Genomic DNA, 12,891 nt, shown 5'->3' with positions numbered 1-12,891 from the left:
CCGCCCCTGTAGGAGCGAGCTTGCTCGCGATGGACGCCAACGATGACGCTGGGCACCTGACATCCCGCGTTGTTCATGCGTCCATCGCGAGCAAGCTCGCTCCTACACCTACAGTACGGGTAGTCCGTAATCACTGGGCATGAACGCCTTAAGCGAACGCAGAATGCCATCGGCGTGCGCATACTTCTCATCCGCCATCGCCGCATCCGGAATCGCAATCGCCGTCATGCCCGCCGCCTTCGCCGCCGTCACACCGAACGGCGAATCCTCGAACACCAGACAGTCCTCAGGCGCCACGCCCAGCCGCCGCGCTGCGGTCAGAAAGATGTCCGGCGCCGGCTTGGCTGCACCCACCTCCGGGTCATCGGCCGTGACAATGAAGTCGAACAGCGCAAACCAGTCGCGGTGCAAAGTGGTTTTCTGCCCGAACGACTGACGCGAAGAACTGGTGCCCACCGCGATCGGCACATTGTTGGCCTTCAGGTGCCGCACCAGCTTCTCGGCGCCTGGCATTGCCTGGGCCGTCGGGAACCGCTCGCGCATCAGCGGCTCGCGGATCACCAGAAACTCCTCGGCGGTGATCGGCAAATCCAGCGCCTGGACCACATAACGCGCCAGATCCCCGGCGCCGCGACCGATGATGTTCTGCTTGACGCTCCAGTCGAAGGTACGGCCATAGCGCCCGGCAATGATCGAGGTGACTTCGGTGTAAATGCCCTCGGTGTCCAGCAGCAAGCCGTCCATGTCGAAAATCACGGCTTTGATCGGGCCGAACTCTTTGCGCGGTGCATTCATCGCATCTGATCCGTTTTTAATGACATCCGGACCGACGCAGACGAGGCCGGCCCTGGATTGGATTAAAGGTTTCAGCAGCATAACGAGCGCGGCCGCTATTGAGCAACGGACAATCTCCCCACGGTTGAAAAGCCCGGGCTGAAGCATGACCCGGCATTTAGCGATTCCCCCTACACCAAACACCTCCTTTCCCGACTTCTTTCCCCAGTGATCCCCCGCAAAGTCTCGCGATCCAATTCGATCAGCGCGAGGGACTGCGAATGTTCAACCCTGACAAGGTCCTGGCCTTGAACAACGCCATCGGGCTGCTCGTGGTCGCCGCCATGAACCCCGAACAACCGGATTTCGAAACGCTGATCAGCGAGTTCCGCCTCTGCCTCAATGACTACGACGCCTGGGCAGAGAACTTCTGGACCGGTGGGGCGCTGGACGTCGAACAGGTCTTCAAGGTTGGCAATGACATACGCCTGAGCGCACCGCGCGACACACCCGTCAGTTCGACGGTGGCGACCTGTCCGGCGAGCGGCCCCCTGACGCTGGTACACATGTTCGAGGCCGCGCGCTTCGTGCCGATCGGTGATACGCCGGTGATGCTCGAGCCCCTGCTGACTGAAGACAGTGGCGTACAGACGTTTGGCGAGCCGGTCCACAAGGTCATCGGCCCCGACGGCATTCTCGAAATCCCGGATTGCTGGCGGGGCCATCGTTATCGGATCACCTTCTTTCCCAACGTTTCCACCGCCCACGTCAAAGCGCTTTACGCCTCATATCAACACGAGATCGACGAGCTCGAACGCTGGCTGCGCGAGGAATGGGCAGCCGAGTTCCAGGGCATGTGGACCGGGTTCTCCAGGGCGACCTTCAGCGAACGCTACGGCCTGTTGCAACAGGCCGACTGGCGAGGCCTGGAAAATTCGCTGCAGGGTTTATGGGATGACGTAAAGCAGGTCTTCGCCCTGGTGGCGGACCTGCAGGCCAACAGTGAAAAACTCCTCGAATACCTGACTGAACTCGAGCTGCAAACGCTGCTGAGCGTGCCAGCCGAAGCGATTGCCAATCTGCTGCTGTTGCTGAGCGACGAGCCACTGCTGTTCATTCATCTCGCGGCGTTCACCACCTGGCTGCGCCTGTTACCGCCGCAGTATGCCGCCGAAGTCGTGGCGCAGATCCGCACGGACACCCTGATCGGTTTCCTGCTTGCACGTTTCATGGGGCCTGCCGGCTTGAGCGGCGGGATTAGCGTCCGGGTGCTGGGCAAGATCAAGTCCGAGCGTGCCCGCCAATGGCTGGCTGCTGCGAGCGCAAGGCTGGGCGAACTCTCCGGACGCGCCGACCTGACCTCACACGTGCGTGCGCTCAAACCACTAATGGTCAATGCCAGCAACTCGTTGCTCAAGCCGACACCGGCGGTGGCGATGCACATCGCTACAGCGGAATCGGCGGTCAAGCAGGTCAGCAACCCTCTGGCCATCGCACGGAACAAGTCCAAAGCCAGGACCCGCCTGAACCGCGAGGAGCATCGCGATGACGCCCCCGCTCCGGCGAAAAATCCCAACGGTGACAGCGTCGACTCGGCGGACAAAACCGCAACCAACGGTTGCCCGGTGTCGATGGTCACCGGCGAGGAACTGCTGACCCTGACCGACGGTTCGCTGGATGGATTGCTGCCCTTCGAATTTACCCGCGTGTACCGCACCAGTGCCGTCGAAATCGACAGCGGCCTTGGCTTCGGCTGGAGCCATTCGCTGGCCCATCGACTGGAAATCAGCGGCGAAAACGTCACCTGGGTCGATCACGAAAACCGTCGCACGCCCCTGCCGCTGCCCAACAGCAAGAGGCCGGCCATCCACAACAGCGTGGCGCGGGCAGCGATTTTCCTGGGGGACGCGCCGGAAGAACTGGTCCTGGCACCCGCAGGCCGGAACACCTGCTTTTACCACTTCATCAAGGGACAGCTGGCGGCCATCAGCGATGCCTATGGCAATCGGCTGACGGTGCAGCGCGACCGATCCGACAGGATCATGCGCCTCGACAACGGTGCCGGTCGCTCGCTGCGCCTGCGCTACGAACGCCGCCACCTGGCCGCCGTCGAGTACCAGAGTTTTCATCCCGCCGACACGCTGGAAGAGGCCTGGCGCACCGAGCAGACACTGGTCGTCTACCGCTACGACGCTTGCCACCGCCTGATTGAAGCGTCCAACGCCCTTGGCGAAAGCGAACGCTACGACTACGACGACCAGCACGTCATCCTGCAGCGACAACTGGCTGGCGGCGCGAGTTTTTTCTGGGAGTGGGAAAACTCCGGCAAGGCTGTGCGCTGCATTCGGCACTGGGCATCGTTTGCACAGATGGACACGCGCTATGCCTGGGATGACCGCGGCAGTGTGCAGGTTAAAAGCATCGACGGCAGCGAAGCGACTTACCAACACGATCATCAGGCGCGACTGGTACGTCGTGTCGAGCCGGACGGCGCGCAATACCTCAATTCCTACGACGACAATGGCCGGCTGATTGCGGAACAGAATCCGCTGGGGGCAATCACCCGATACGGCTACGACGAAATCGGCCGACTGATTGTCCTGATTCCTCCAGAGGGTGAGCCAACTTCCTACGAGTACCGAAACGGCTTTCTGTACTCGCAGTCCCGTGGCAAAGCGCGCTGGACCTATCAGCGCAACCCCCAGGGTGATGTCACCGAAGTCACCGATCCCGACGGGCATGTCACCCGTCATTACTACGATGTAAAAGGCCGACTGCTGTCGACCCGTCATCCTGATCACAGTCGCCACGTGTATGTGCGCAATGCCCTCGGACAGCTGCTCGAAGAAACGCTGCCGAACGGCGGCCAACGCAGTTACTCCTACGACGTATTGGGCCGACGGACAGCCCGGCAGGACGAGCACGGGGCCGTCACCCGCTACACTTGGGATGCCGCTGGACGACTGCTCCAGACGATTTATTCCACCGGCGCAAACCGCACCTTCAGCTACAACGCCTACGGCAAGGTCACCGCTGAACGCGATGAACTGGGCCGCGTGACCCGCTACGAATATCTCGATGATCTGCACCTGGTCAGTTCACGGACCAACCCCGACGGCACCCGACTGCGTTATCACTACGACAACGCGCGCCTGCAGCTCACGGAAATCGAAAATGAAGCCGGCGAACGATATCGACTGGACTACACCCCTGGCGGGCGGATCCGCGAGGAAACCGGATTCGATGGCCGCCGCACCGCGTATGCCTATGACCTCAACGGTCATCTGCTGGAAAAAACCGAGTTCGGTGATGACAACTCGACACTGGTCACCGCCTATCAGCGCGACTCGAGCGGACGGTTGCTGGTCAAGACCTTGCCGGACGGCGTCACCGTCGAGTATCGCTACGACGGCCTTGGCCGGCTGGTCAGCGTCGACGACGGTAACGATCACCCGCTGGAATTCGAGTACGACCAGCAGGATCGGTTGATCACCGAACATCAGGGCTGGGGCACGCTGCGTTATGGCTATGACGCCTGTGGACAGCTCGATCGCGTGCGCCTGCCCGATGACAGCAAGCTGCACTACCACCGTGCACGGGGTGGTGTGCTCACGGCCATCGACCTCAATGGTTCGCGACTGACGGCACACACCTTTTTCGCCGACCGTGAGCAAACCCGCCGGCAGGGCCTGTTACTCAGCGAGTACCAGTTTGATGATCAGGGCCGCCTGAAAACCCACGCCATCAAGCAGCGACAATCGCTGTACCGACGAGATTACGCCTACAGCGCAAATGGCAATCTCGACAGCATCAGCGACACTCGCCACGGCCAGCGCAACTATCAATATGACGCGCAAGACCGCCTGATCCGGGTTCGCCACTCTCGCGATCAGCAACCGGAAAGCTTTGCCCATGATCCGGCCGGCAATCTGCTGATGCAGGACCGCCCCGGCATCGCCAAGGTCCAGGGCAACCGTCTGCTGGTACAGGGTGACCGGCATTACGACTACGACGCCTTCGGCAACCTCATCCGCGAGCGACGGGGCAACGGGCAAAAACTCGTTACCGAATACCGCTACGACTGCCAGCATCGACTGATCGGCGCCACCCTGCCCAATGGCAGCCAGGCCACTTATCGCTACGACGCCTTCGGTCGTCGCATCAGCAAAACCGTCGATGACAAAACTACCGAGTTTTTCTGGCAAGGCGACCGCCTCATCGCCGAGAGCAGCCGCGAACACTATCGCAGCTACGTTTACGAACCCGGCACTTTCCGGCCATTGGCCCTGGTGGACGGCAAAGGCGCGCTCAAGGCCTGCCCGTTTTACTACCAACTCGACCACCTCGGCACGCCCCAGGAACTCACCGACTACAGCGGCGACATCATCTGGGCCGCCCGCTACACCGCCTACGGCCGCCTGACCCGCCTTACCCGCGACAGCCATCAGGTCATCGACCAGCCACTGCGCTTCCAGGGTCAGTACTTCGACTCCGAAACCGGCCTGCACTACAACCGGCATCGGTACTACCAGCCGGATCTCGGCCGCTACCTCACGCCCGACCCGAGCAAGCTGGCCGGGGGATTGAACCCGTATCGGTATACGCGCAGCCCGACGGGGTGGGTGGATCCGTTGGGGTTGAATGAGTGTCCGGGAGAGGGGAAGTGCAAACGACAAGAAAGTACTGACGACCCTGAGATTCAGGTGAAAGAAGGTGAACCACTGCCCCCTTCCTCCGATACAGGAAGCGAATATCTCTATCGTGGGGATTTACGTCGACCGGACGTGATTTTTGCGACTGGGTTCCAAAGTCTTGGGACGAGCAAAGACTTGTTATTGCATGCTCTGGATAACAAAAATCCACCTAGCAATTTCGTTAGTACCTCGACGGACCATGAGGTTGGAATCGATTTTGGTACCAAATTCAGAACCATCAAGGGCTATTTGTATACGTTGAAGAAAATACCCGGCCGTGACATCAACAAAGAACTGAATCCGAATGACGTTCCGTATAGCTACGAAGACGAGATCGCCATTCCTGACCGAATCAAAAGCGAGGATATTGTGGGTGCTACCCCCCTTAAAAAAGACGGCAGTTATGTTGGGTACTCAATACCCAACCCGAGGAGGAAGTGACCAATGGAGAAGAGAAGAATCTCAGCCTTGATCGACCAAAAGCTGACATCCGCAGACCTAGAGTACGAAGAGCATCCGCCATCTATACGCCTAACCCTTGAGAACGGTTGGACGCAGGAGTTCACAGGCGCAGACGTTTATCAGTGCTTCGGGAAAATCTTGGAAGCACTGCCCCAGGTCAATTTTCTCTGTAAAGGTGCAAAGGTGAACGTGAGGCCTTCTTCAATGTCCTCTCAAATGACATCGGGAATTATGGCGTATGAACACCAGCTAGGAACGCGGGTGACTCGAAAAGACGTCGTTCATATTTTTGACTTCGACGATCAAGACATCGTCAATGATCCGCAACTACAGCAGGCTTTCTTTTACCGTTGGTTAGAATCAATTAAGCAATCGTAATCAATGGCCCATGCTTGTTCGATTCCCCTACTCACTCGACGCGCGCTCAACATCCTCCTCATCCGGCGGCCGCTGATCACGCCTCAGTGAATCCGTCGGCGAAGGCAGTGGGTACTCCGGCGTCTCGTCATCAATGTCCGCGTCGTCCTCTTCCATCAGCGGCACCGTCGCATCATCCATCAGCGACCCTGGGTCTTCATTACCCGGATCATTGATGAACGGCAGCCCACTGGGCCCTTTTTCTTCCTTGCCTTGGGTTTTGGGCGTCATGACAGACCTCGGCTATTCAGGCATGTATCAATTGAGAGGCAGCCTGACGTGAAATGTTCCGACGCGTACAAACGAAAAAGCCCGGCATCGAGCCGGGCTTTTTCAGCGGGTATTCAAGATCAGTGACGTTTCTTGCCCAGGTTGCTGCCTACGCCGCCGCCGATGGCACCGCCCAGGCCTGCACCGATGGTCGAGCCTGTCTTGCCGCCCAGGCTGTTGCCGATCACCGAACCGCCAGCAGCACCGACGCCGCCACCGATGGCCGCTTTGGTGCGGCTGCCCTTGCGTGCTGCCACGGCACTGCCGGCTGCGCCCGCAACGCCTGCACCGATCGCTGCGCCAGTGCTGCCGCCCATGCTTTGGCCGACTACGTTACCCAGCGCGCCGCCCAGACCGCCGCCCAGCGCAGCCGTGCCGTCGCCAGCAGCCATTGCACCTTGAGCAACCAGAAGGCCCAGAACTAGAGCCGGCAGAGTTAAACGCATGACAAGAACCTCAAAAATAGGGGGAAATCAAAAAGGGTCGAGATTGAAAGCTGTAACGACGAGAAAGTCCAGCCACGCGGACGCAACCTCGCCATTGGCGACGGTTGGACAGCGTTTTTGGAAAAGGTTTTATGGCAGGCAAAAAAAAGCCCGCTGGGGAGACGGGCCAGGTGTTGCTTTCTAACGGATGAGTTGAGCCTACGTAAGGTGTTGTGAAAACTTTGTGAAAAACCCCAAGACCGCAATACGTCGTTAAACAATCCGGTTAACACCCTTAATGGCGGGGCCCATGAACCACCTGCTCCCTCTTGGCGGGAGCCGCTACCCTGGGCATGAATTTGGCTTTCGGCCCCAGAGGCAGCGTGGCCTTCATCCTGTCGAGCTTGACCTCTTCGTCGCCGAACCCCACCAGATAGTCGGTCTGGCCGCACTGCACGCAGTTATTGATCGGAAACTCGGCACCATCGTCTTCGATATATGGATCAGCCATTTCATCACCCCTCTCAAAAACGGGGTCGACACCGGCAAACCCTTTGCCTGAAACATATCGACCGCCAAGCGATTGAGACTAGCCGGTCATTTACGGACTTGTGGTTCTTCGCTCATGACGCCCGACGAATGGGCCACGCTGCCGCCTGCAGGCATCACCTCAGTTTGACGGCGGTCCCGGTGACGAAAACCACGACCATCCCGCCCTTCCCGGCCGGCATGCTGATCTCGAAGTCGAGCGCCACCACGGCATCAGCCTGAAGTGCGCGCGCCCGCTCCTTGATCTCCTCGGTCGCCTGGATCCGCGCTTCCTTCAACGCACGCTCCAGAGTCTGAGAGCGGCCACCAAAAAAATCGCGCATGCCGGCGAACATGTCCCGAATCACGTTGACCCCCTGCACCGACTCGGCGCTGACGACATCCAGGTAAGCGGTGATCTGTCGGCCTTCGATGGCCTGGGTAGTGGTGGCAATCATGGGATGTCCCTTTCGTGGCTTTGATTGAAGAGCTGATAACAAATGTGGAGGGTTTAAAGCAGCTTGAGCAGCACCGCCGTCACGGTGGCGACCGTGCCAATCATGCCTATCGCGATAGTAACGGGATACCAGAAAACCTCGCAGGTCATCTTCCCGGCCTCAGCATTCAACTTGCGTTGTTCTGCTATCAGCTTGACGATCTCCACGTGAAGCTTTTCCAGTTCAGCCTGCTTGGGGGTAAATTCCTGCATAACGTGCCTGCGTCCATTGCGGTCTTATGAAGGGTTGCGTCATCAACGCCATCCGTTAGCCCATTCTGGACGCTGGACACCCTCAATGAACACCCCCTCCTGGAAACCGCAATTTTTGCGCTGAACCCCGTCAAACCCCTTATCTAAAGCGGTTGCCGACACTGCGTCCCACACGAGTGTCACACGTCCTACGTCATTTTCAGAAGGACCTTCATCGAGCGGATGGGACAAGGCCCTGAAGAAATTCAGGCGCCCTAAACCACAAAACCCCTGACTTCTTTCGAAATCAGGGGTTTTGCTTACATCGAATTTGGCGGTGAAGGAGAGATTCTAATTTCGCACGACTTTTGACCAGCAACCCCCGTATTCAGGGGCTTTCAGCGTGCATAGTAGTACAAACGAGTAGTACAATCCGCCGTATTCTCCCCCATCTCAACGGCGATGCAATGGCAGACAACCTGATCCAGAAGAAAGGCGAATCCACATGGTATGTCCGGCTGGCCGTTCCCGTGGATGTGCAAAAAGTCCTTCGCTGCAAGGTACTGATTCAGTCGCTGAAGACGGGGCTTCGTAAGGAAGCAATGGATGCCCGCCTCCCCTACTTAGCCCAGTGGAAAGCAGAGATCGCAGCAGCCAGACTCCAACTGCAGGACGAGAACAAGCACTGGAGAACACATGTTGCCTTGATGGGGACCGCCATACAGAAACTAACTCATTTGAAGTTGAAGCGGCTAATGGATGGACCTCCTGCTGACCTACCAGCAGGCGTCGTCGACTTTAATGCGAAGCGTGAACGTGGCTTCGTTGATAGTGCACGCAAGGCAGCAGAAAGATATGGCCTCAGACCTCTGGAGGCTGTAGAAGCGGAAACGCTCCTAAAAAACCCAGCCACTTACATTGATCCCAATCCAGATAACGCGAAGCGGAACTCGCCAATCACTCTGGCCCGCCTCAAAGCGTACCGAGAATTCCGGGAGACCCGTGGCGGCGCACCGAAACACGTTGATCAGCAGGTGGGCAAGATGCAGCGCCTGGCGGAGTTCCTCCAAAAAGAAAATTTGGCGATCAACTTCGACGCGGTCGATGCATGGTTGAAATCAATGGATCGCGCACCAGCCACCTTGAGCCAGTACCTCATGGCCGGCACTTCGTTTTGGAAGTGGGCGATGAAGTATGACTCCAGCTGGCGTGAACGGTACAAAGACAAGGTGAACCCCTTCACTGGCCACGATTTGCCGAGGGGCGGAGGTTCCGAGACAGCGGGCCAAGACAGGGAAATTTATACGCGGGCAGACGCCCTCAAACTGCATCAAGCAGCACTGGACAACAAAGATAAACCCCTCGCGGACCTCATCGTACTGGGCTGGTATACCGGGGCAAGAATCGAGGAATTATGCCGCCTCACCAAAGACAGCGTAATAACTGTTGATGGCATACGGTGCTTAGACTTCCCACGGAGCAAAAGCAAAGCGAGCAAACGTATGGTGCCGATCCATCCGAACTTGTTGCGGACCATTGACCGACTCTGCGAAGACTCAACCAACAACTTCCTCATCCCCACGGAATCCGCCGACAAATATGGCAAACGCTCGCATGCAATATCGAAAGCGTTCGGCAGATTGCGAAGAACAGCAGGCTTCAGCAAGCTCCACGTTTTCCACAGCTTCCGACATACGGTGGTCACCGGACTGGTCAGGGCTGATGTGCCAGATGCCTTGGCGAAAGAACTGGTCGGGCATGAAACAGGATCAGTGACGCACGACGTTTACTCAAAGGGCGCTTCCGCTGCACAAAAGTTCGCCGCCATATCTACGCTGCCCAGCATCGAACAGTAAAACGTCGCTCACCAGACCAGAAGCGGTTAACCGTGTTTGGCAGATGTTTTCGGATTCGTGATTTGTGTTCGCCAAACGAACGCGAATGAAAACGAACGAATACCAATGAAACGTCGATTGGTACCCAGATGCCTTACGAGGGCCTCAATAGGCCCTAGGCAGCGACACAAGCAAATGCAAGGGATCACTAGGGGGCTGGTGCCACCATCGCCTCAGGAGGCCTGTAGAAGCCCGGCGAAAAATAAATTTCATCGAAAACGACAGACGGTATAGCCCTTACAGGCTGCGGCCTACAGGGGCTATAGGCACTTACCCACAACACTTATCCACAGGTTATGAACAACTGTATGCTTGCACACTTAAAACGAGGCGATTATCGTAGGCAGCACAAACGCAAAAACTCCCATTGAAGGGAGTTCTGCTGAAAAATGCATGCAAGTAGCCGCGCTACGTTTGGCGACAGAAACGTGACTACCTGCACCCTCTGACGCACGCATTTGTAAATGCACGTATCTAGAGAAGGACGCTATTTAGCCCACTGCTGACAAAATCGTCAACAGGGAACTGATTGGTGGTCATTTTAGATAGGTGCGCCAATATCGCAAATATCGAGATCATTCCAATGGCTAAAAACACAAAGCAATCCTCCGCGAAGGTGGCCAAGCTGGCCTCTGAAACCCTCCGCGACCCTCACGCATCTGCAATTGCCAAAAGTCTCGCTGCTTCCACGTTAGCCCAAGCCAACACTGGCAAGCAAACGAGTGCTGAGATGGAAGCGAAAGCAGGTCGGGTGCTTCAGAGTGAGAAGTACAGCGAAGAGACAAAGACCCTTGCTGGTTCGGTTGTCTCTCAAGCCAACAAAGCGCGAGGGGAATGAATCATGACCATTTTCGTAACCTTAACGGTGGACTTGAACGGTAACGTAACCCAGACAGCGAGAGCGAAGTTTTACGAGTACCTCAAGGGTCAAAACTATACGAAGCACAAGCTCACTACCTTGTGGACCGCATGGTTCAATCCCGGCAGTACGATAGACAGTGCCGTCAGTTACACGAAGGCGACTGTAGCGGCTGCGGCACGCGTTGCGGGAATCTCGAATTATGAGGCATTGGTAATGCCGGGAGAGCAGCAACCTACGGAGTGGCGCCAGTAATAGCCCGAAAGTTTTGACGTGATGCAAAACCCCGCTTCGGCGGGGTTTTTGTATTGCGGTATCTGATTCAGCCTGAATGACGACTTCGACGCAGCTTTTCTATGGCTATGGTGATCGCATCTGCATTCAAATCTAATGTTCCAAGTGCGGTAATGATGTTGTCCTGCGTATCCAAAGCGCCGCGAGCCTCGATCCATAAGGCAACTTCCTCAAGGCCGGCAGCGATCGCATGCTGGTTGAGCAAAAGCAATTCCAACACGTCGGCTACGACTTCGTTTCTTTCGCCCATTGGGTTATCAGACATCATTGGCATCCCCGAGTGATGTAGCGGGAAGCCTAGACCAACTCACCGCTGGCGGGAGCCAATTTTCCCAAACCACTGACACTCGAAACTTTTCAAAGAGACACTGGCCCTGGATCGTACCCAGCCGTGAATGTGCCTACGAAATATCGTGACAGGGTATCAGGCAGAACGTCGGGCGCTATATTCTGGAGACCGGTCCTTAACGCCTTTGCGGTGCCGCCTCGCTGCTGGCAACTACGAGTTTGAAATATCGTGTCCCAAAGAAAAGCCCCGCACTTGGCGTGGTTTGCTCAGTGGACTAGGCCTTGTTCCAGTGACGTTTGACGGTAGCAATACCGATCTTCAGCTCACCAGCTACCTGAGACTGAGTCATATCCCTTGCCTTGAGTCGCTGCACTGCCGCCGTGGTATTCGTTGCCTCTGGACGGCCCAACTTCTTGCCTTCGCTCTTGGCACGCTTCAACCCCGACTGGGTGCGTTCGATCAGTAGGTCACGCTCAAACTCTGCAACGGCACCCAGTACTTGCATGGTCATCTTGCCTGCCGCACTGGTGAGATCCACACCGCCAAGAGCGAGGCAGTGAACGCGTATGCCAGCAGTGGCCAAGTGTTCGACCGTCTGACGGACATCCATCGCGTTACGCCCGAGGCGATCCAGCTTCGTCACAATCAGCACGTCTCCCGCCTCCATCTTGCCCAGCAGGGCCTGGAAGCCCTTACGCTCGCTGGCGAGGATGCTTCCCGAGATGGTTTCTTCAACGACGCGATTGCCCTGCACATCGAAACCAGCGGCTTTCACCTCTTGCACCTGGTTCTCCGTGAACTGGGTCGAGGTGCTTACGCGGCAGTAAAGGAAGGTACGGGACATGGCAGCCGATTCCACTAGGATCATTTAAGGTGGTATCAGTATAAAAGCATCATAAAGACTAGTAAACCCTATTTAGATGATACCGTAGACCACCCGTCGCGAAGGTATCGTTTAACGGAGGTTTGATGATGCCGTGGAAATAGCTCGTCCAGATGAGCTAGGGATAGCTCACCAGACACCTGTTAACAGCCAACCCTGAACGGCATTCATGGGACGTGGGGGGCACGTCCGCACTCTGTGAGAGTACGTTTTCAGGCAATGTACCCTCGGACGGGGTACGTCTCTGCTGGTCCAGATAACGGCGCGTACTCCGAGGGAAAGTACGTTCCGTAACGCCTGTATTCGATTCCGTACTGCCGAACAGAGTACAAAAGGAATTCCGGCTTAACTCCAGCAACGGAAGAGCCCCGAAAACAGGGAACTTGTCAGCCGTGATGATGGTGTAGGGCTGT

12 protein-coding genes are annotated in these 12,891 nt (G+C 57.1%); 4 read left to right on the top strand and 8 right to left on the bottom strand.

The window, feature by feature from the left end; genetic code table 11:
• Positions 1-108: 108 nt before the first annotated feature.
• Positions 109-795, bottom strand: a complete 687-nt coding sequence (locus tag ABVN20_RS01155) for an HAD-IA family hydrolase (protein WP_368553401.1) — start codon at positions 793-795, stop codon at positions 109-111.
• Positions 796-1,055: 260 nt separating this feature from the next.
• Here ABVN20_RS01155 and ABVN20_RS01150 point away from each other — a divergent pair, with 260 nt between their 5' ends.
• Positions 1,056-5,909, top strand: coding sequence for an RHS repeat-associated core domain-containing protein (locus ABVN20_RS01150; protein ID WP_368553400.1), 4,854 nt, complete (start codon positions 1,056-1,058; stop codon positions 5,907-5,909).
• 3 nt (positions 5,910-5,912) lie between these two features.
• Complete coding sequence (locus ABVN20_RS01145; RefSeq protein WP_368553398.1) at positions 5,913-6,308, top strand: hypothetical protein; 396 nt, start codon at positions 5,913-5,915, stop codon at positions 6,306-6,308.
• A 27-nt stretch (positions 6,309-6,335) separates the two neighbouring features.
• Here the strand turns inward: ABVN20_RS01145 and ABVN20_RS01140 are convergent, their stop codons facing one another.
• The 5 genes from ABVN20_RS01140 to ABVN20_RS01120 form a co-directional block, all read right to left on the bottom strand.
• On the bottom strand, positions 6,336-6,578 hold the full coding sequence (locus ABVN20_RS01140) for a hypothetical protein (RefSeq protein ID WP_368554573.1): 243 nt from the start codon (positions 6,576-6,578) through the stop codon (positions 6,336-6,338).
• A gap of 119 nt (positions 6,579-6,697) precedes the next feature.
• Entirely contained in the window at positions 6,698-7,063 is a 366-nt protein-coding gene (locus ABVN20_RS01135) for a glycine zipper domain-containing protein (RefSeq protein WP_368553397.1), read from the bottom strand.
• Between the two features lie 274 nt (positions 7,064-7,337).
• Positions 7,338-7,553 (bottom strand): hypothetical protein, encoded by a 216-nt coding sequence (locus ABVN20_RS01130; RefSeq protein ID WP_368553395.1) that lies wholly within the window; start codon positions 7,551-7,553, stop codon positions 7,338-7,340.
• A 154-nt stretch (positions 7,554-7,707) separates the two neighbouring features.
• Positions 7,708-8,028: a YbjQ family protein gene (locus ABVN20_RS01125; RefSeq protein WP_368553393.1), complete on the bottom strand. Its 321-nt coding sequence runs from the start codon at positions 8,026-8,028 to the stop codon at positions 7,708-7,710.
• A gap of 53 nt (positions 8,029-8,081) precedes the next feature.
• Positions 8,082-8,279 carry a hypothetical protein gene (locus ABVN20_RS01120; RefSeq protein ID WP_368553392.1) on the bottom strand — a complete coding sequence of 66 codons (198 nt, stop codon included), beginning with the start codon at positions 8,277-8,279 and terminating at the stop codon, positions 8,082-8,084.
• Between the two features lie 446 nt (positions 8,280-8,725).
• On the opposite strand from ABVN20_RS01120, the gene ABVN20_RS01115 reads away from it, so the two are divergent.
• Both ABVN20_RS01115 and ABVN20_RS01110 read left to right on the top strand, forming a co-directional pair.
• Positions 8,726-10,114, top strand: a complete 1,389-nt coding sequence (locus ABVN20_RS01115) for a tyrosine-type recombinase/integrase (protein WP_368553390.1) — start codon at positions 8,726-8,728, stop codon at positions 10,112-10,114.
• A gap of 622 nt (positions 10,115-10,736) precedes the next feature.
• Positions 10,737-10,991 carry a hypothetical protein gene (locus tag ABVN20_RS01110; protein WP_368554543.1) on the top strand — a complete coding sequence of 85 codons (255 nt, stop codon included), beginning with the start codon at positions 10,737-10,739 and terminating at the stop codon, positions 10,989-10,991.
• A 343-nt stretch (positions 10,992-11,334) separates the two neighbouring features.
• On the opposite strand, the gene ABVN20_RS01105 is transcribed toward ABVN20_RS01110, so the two are convergent.
• Both ABVN20_RS01105 and ABVN20_RS01100 read right to left on the bottom strand, forming a co-directional pair.
• Entirely contained in the window at positions 11,335-11,571 is a 237-nt protein-coding gene (locus ABVN20_RS01105; protein ID WP_368553389.1) for a hypothetical protein, read from the bottom strand.
• A 298-nt stretch (positions 11,572-11,869) separates the two neighbouring features.
• A complete protein-coding gene (locus ABVN20_RS01100) occupies positions 11,870-12,439 on the bottom strand; it encodes a recombinase family protein (protein WP_368553387.1) in 570 nt (189 codons plus the stop codon).
• Positions 12,440-12,891: the final 452 nt, after the last annotated feature.

The organism is Pseudomonas sp. MYb118 (assembly GCF_040947875.1).
In the GTDB taxonomy this organism is placed as follows: Bacteria; Pseudomonadota; Gammaproteobacteria; order Pseudomonadales; family Pseudomonadaceae; genus Aquipseudomonas.
The sequence above is the reverse complement of the archived record's forward strand: the minus strand, read 5'-3'. Positions and strand labels throughout refer to the sequence as shown.

What these genes read in the sequence shown, in the direction of transcription:
- ABVN20_RS01155 (WP_368553401.1), bottom strand. Translation starts at nt 795, where the DNA reads ATGAATGCACCGCGCAAAGAGTTCGGCCCGATCAAAGCCGTGATTTTC.
- ABVN20_RS01150 (WP_368553400.1), top strand. Translation starts at nt 1,056, where the DNA reads ATGTTCAACCCTGACAAGGTCCTGGCCTTGAACAACGCCATCGGGCTG.
- ABVN20_RS01145 (WP_368553398.1), top strand. Translation starts at nt 5,913, where the DNA reads ATGGAGAAGAGAAGAATCTCAGCCTTGATCGACCAAAAGCTGACATCC.
- ABVN20_RS01140 (WP_368554573.1), bottom strand. Translation starts at nt 6,578, where the DNA reads ATGACGCCCAAAACCCAAGGCAAGGAAGAAAAAGGGCCCAGTGGGCTG.
- ABVN20_RS01135 (WP_368553397.1), bottom strand. Translation starts at nt 7,063, where the DNA reads ATGCGTTTAACTCTGCCGGCTCTAGTTCTGGGCCTTCTGGTTGCTCAA.
- ABVN20_RS01130 (WP_368553395.1), bottom strand. Translation starts at nt 7,553, where the DNA reads ATGGCTGATCCATATATCGAAGACGATGGTGCCGAGTTTCCGATCAAT.
- ABVN20_RS01125 (WP_368553393.1), bottom strand. Translation starts at nt 8,028, where the DNA reads ATGATTGCCACCACTACCCAGGCCATCGAAGGCCGACAGATCACCGCT.
- ABVN20_RS01120 (WP_368553392.1), bottom strand. Translation starts at nt 8,279, where the DNA reads ATGCAGGAATTTACCCCCAAGCAGGCTGAACTGGAAAAGCTTCACGTG.
- ABVN20_RS01115 (WP_368553390.1), top strand. Translation starts at nt 8,726, where the DNA reads ATGGCAGACAACCTGATCCAGAAGAAAGGCGAATCCACATGGTATGTC.
- ABVN20_RS01110 (WP_368554543.1), top strand. Translation starts at nt 10,737, where the DNA reads ATGGCTAAAAACACAAAGCAATCCTCCGCGAAGGTGGCCAAGCTGGCC.
- ABVN20_RS01105 (WP_368553389.1), bottom strand. Translation starts at nt 11,571, where the DNA reads ATGTCTGATAACCCAATGGGCGAAAGAAACGAAGTCGTAGCCGACGTG.
- ABVN20_RS01100 (WP_368553387.1), bottom strand. Translation starts at nt 12,439, where the DNA reads ATGTCCCGTACCTTCCTTTACTGCCGCGTAAGCACCTCGACCCAGTTC.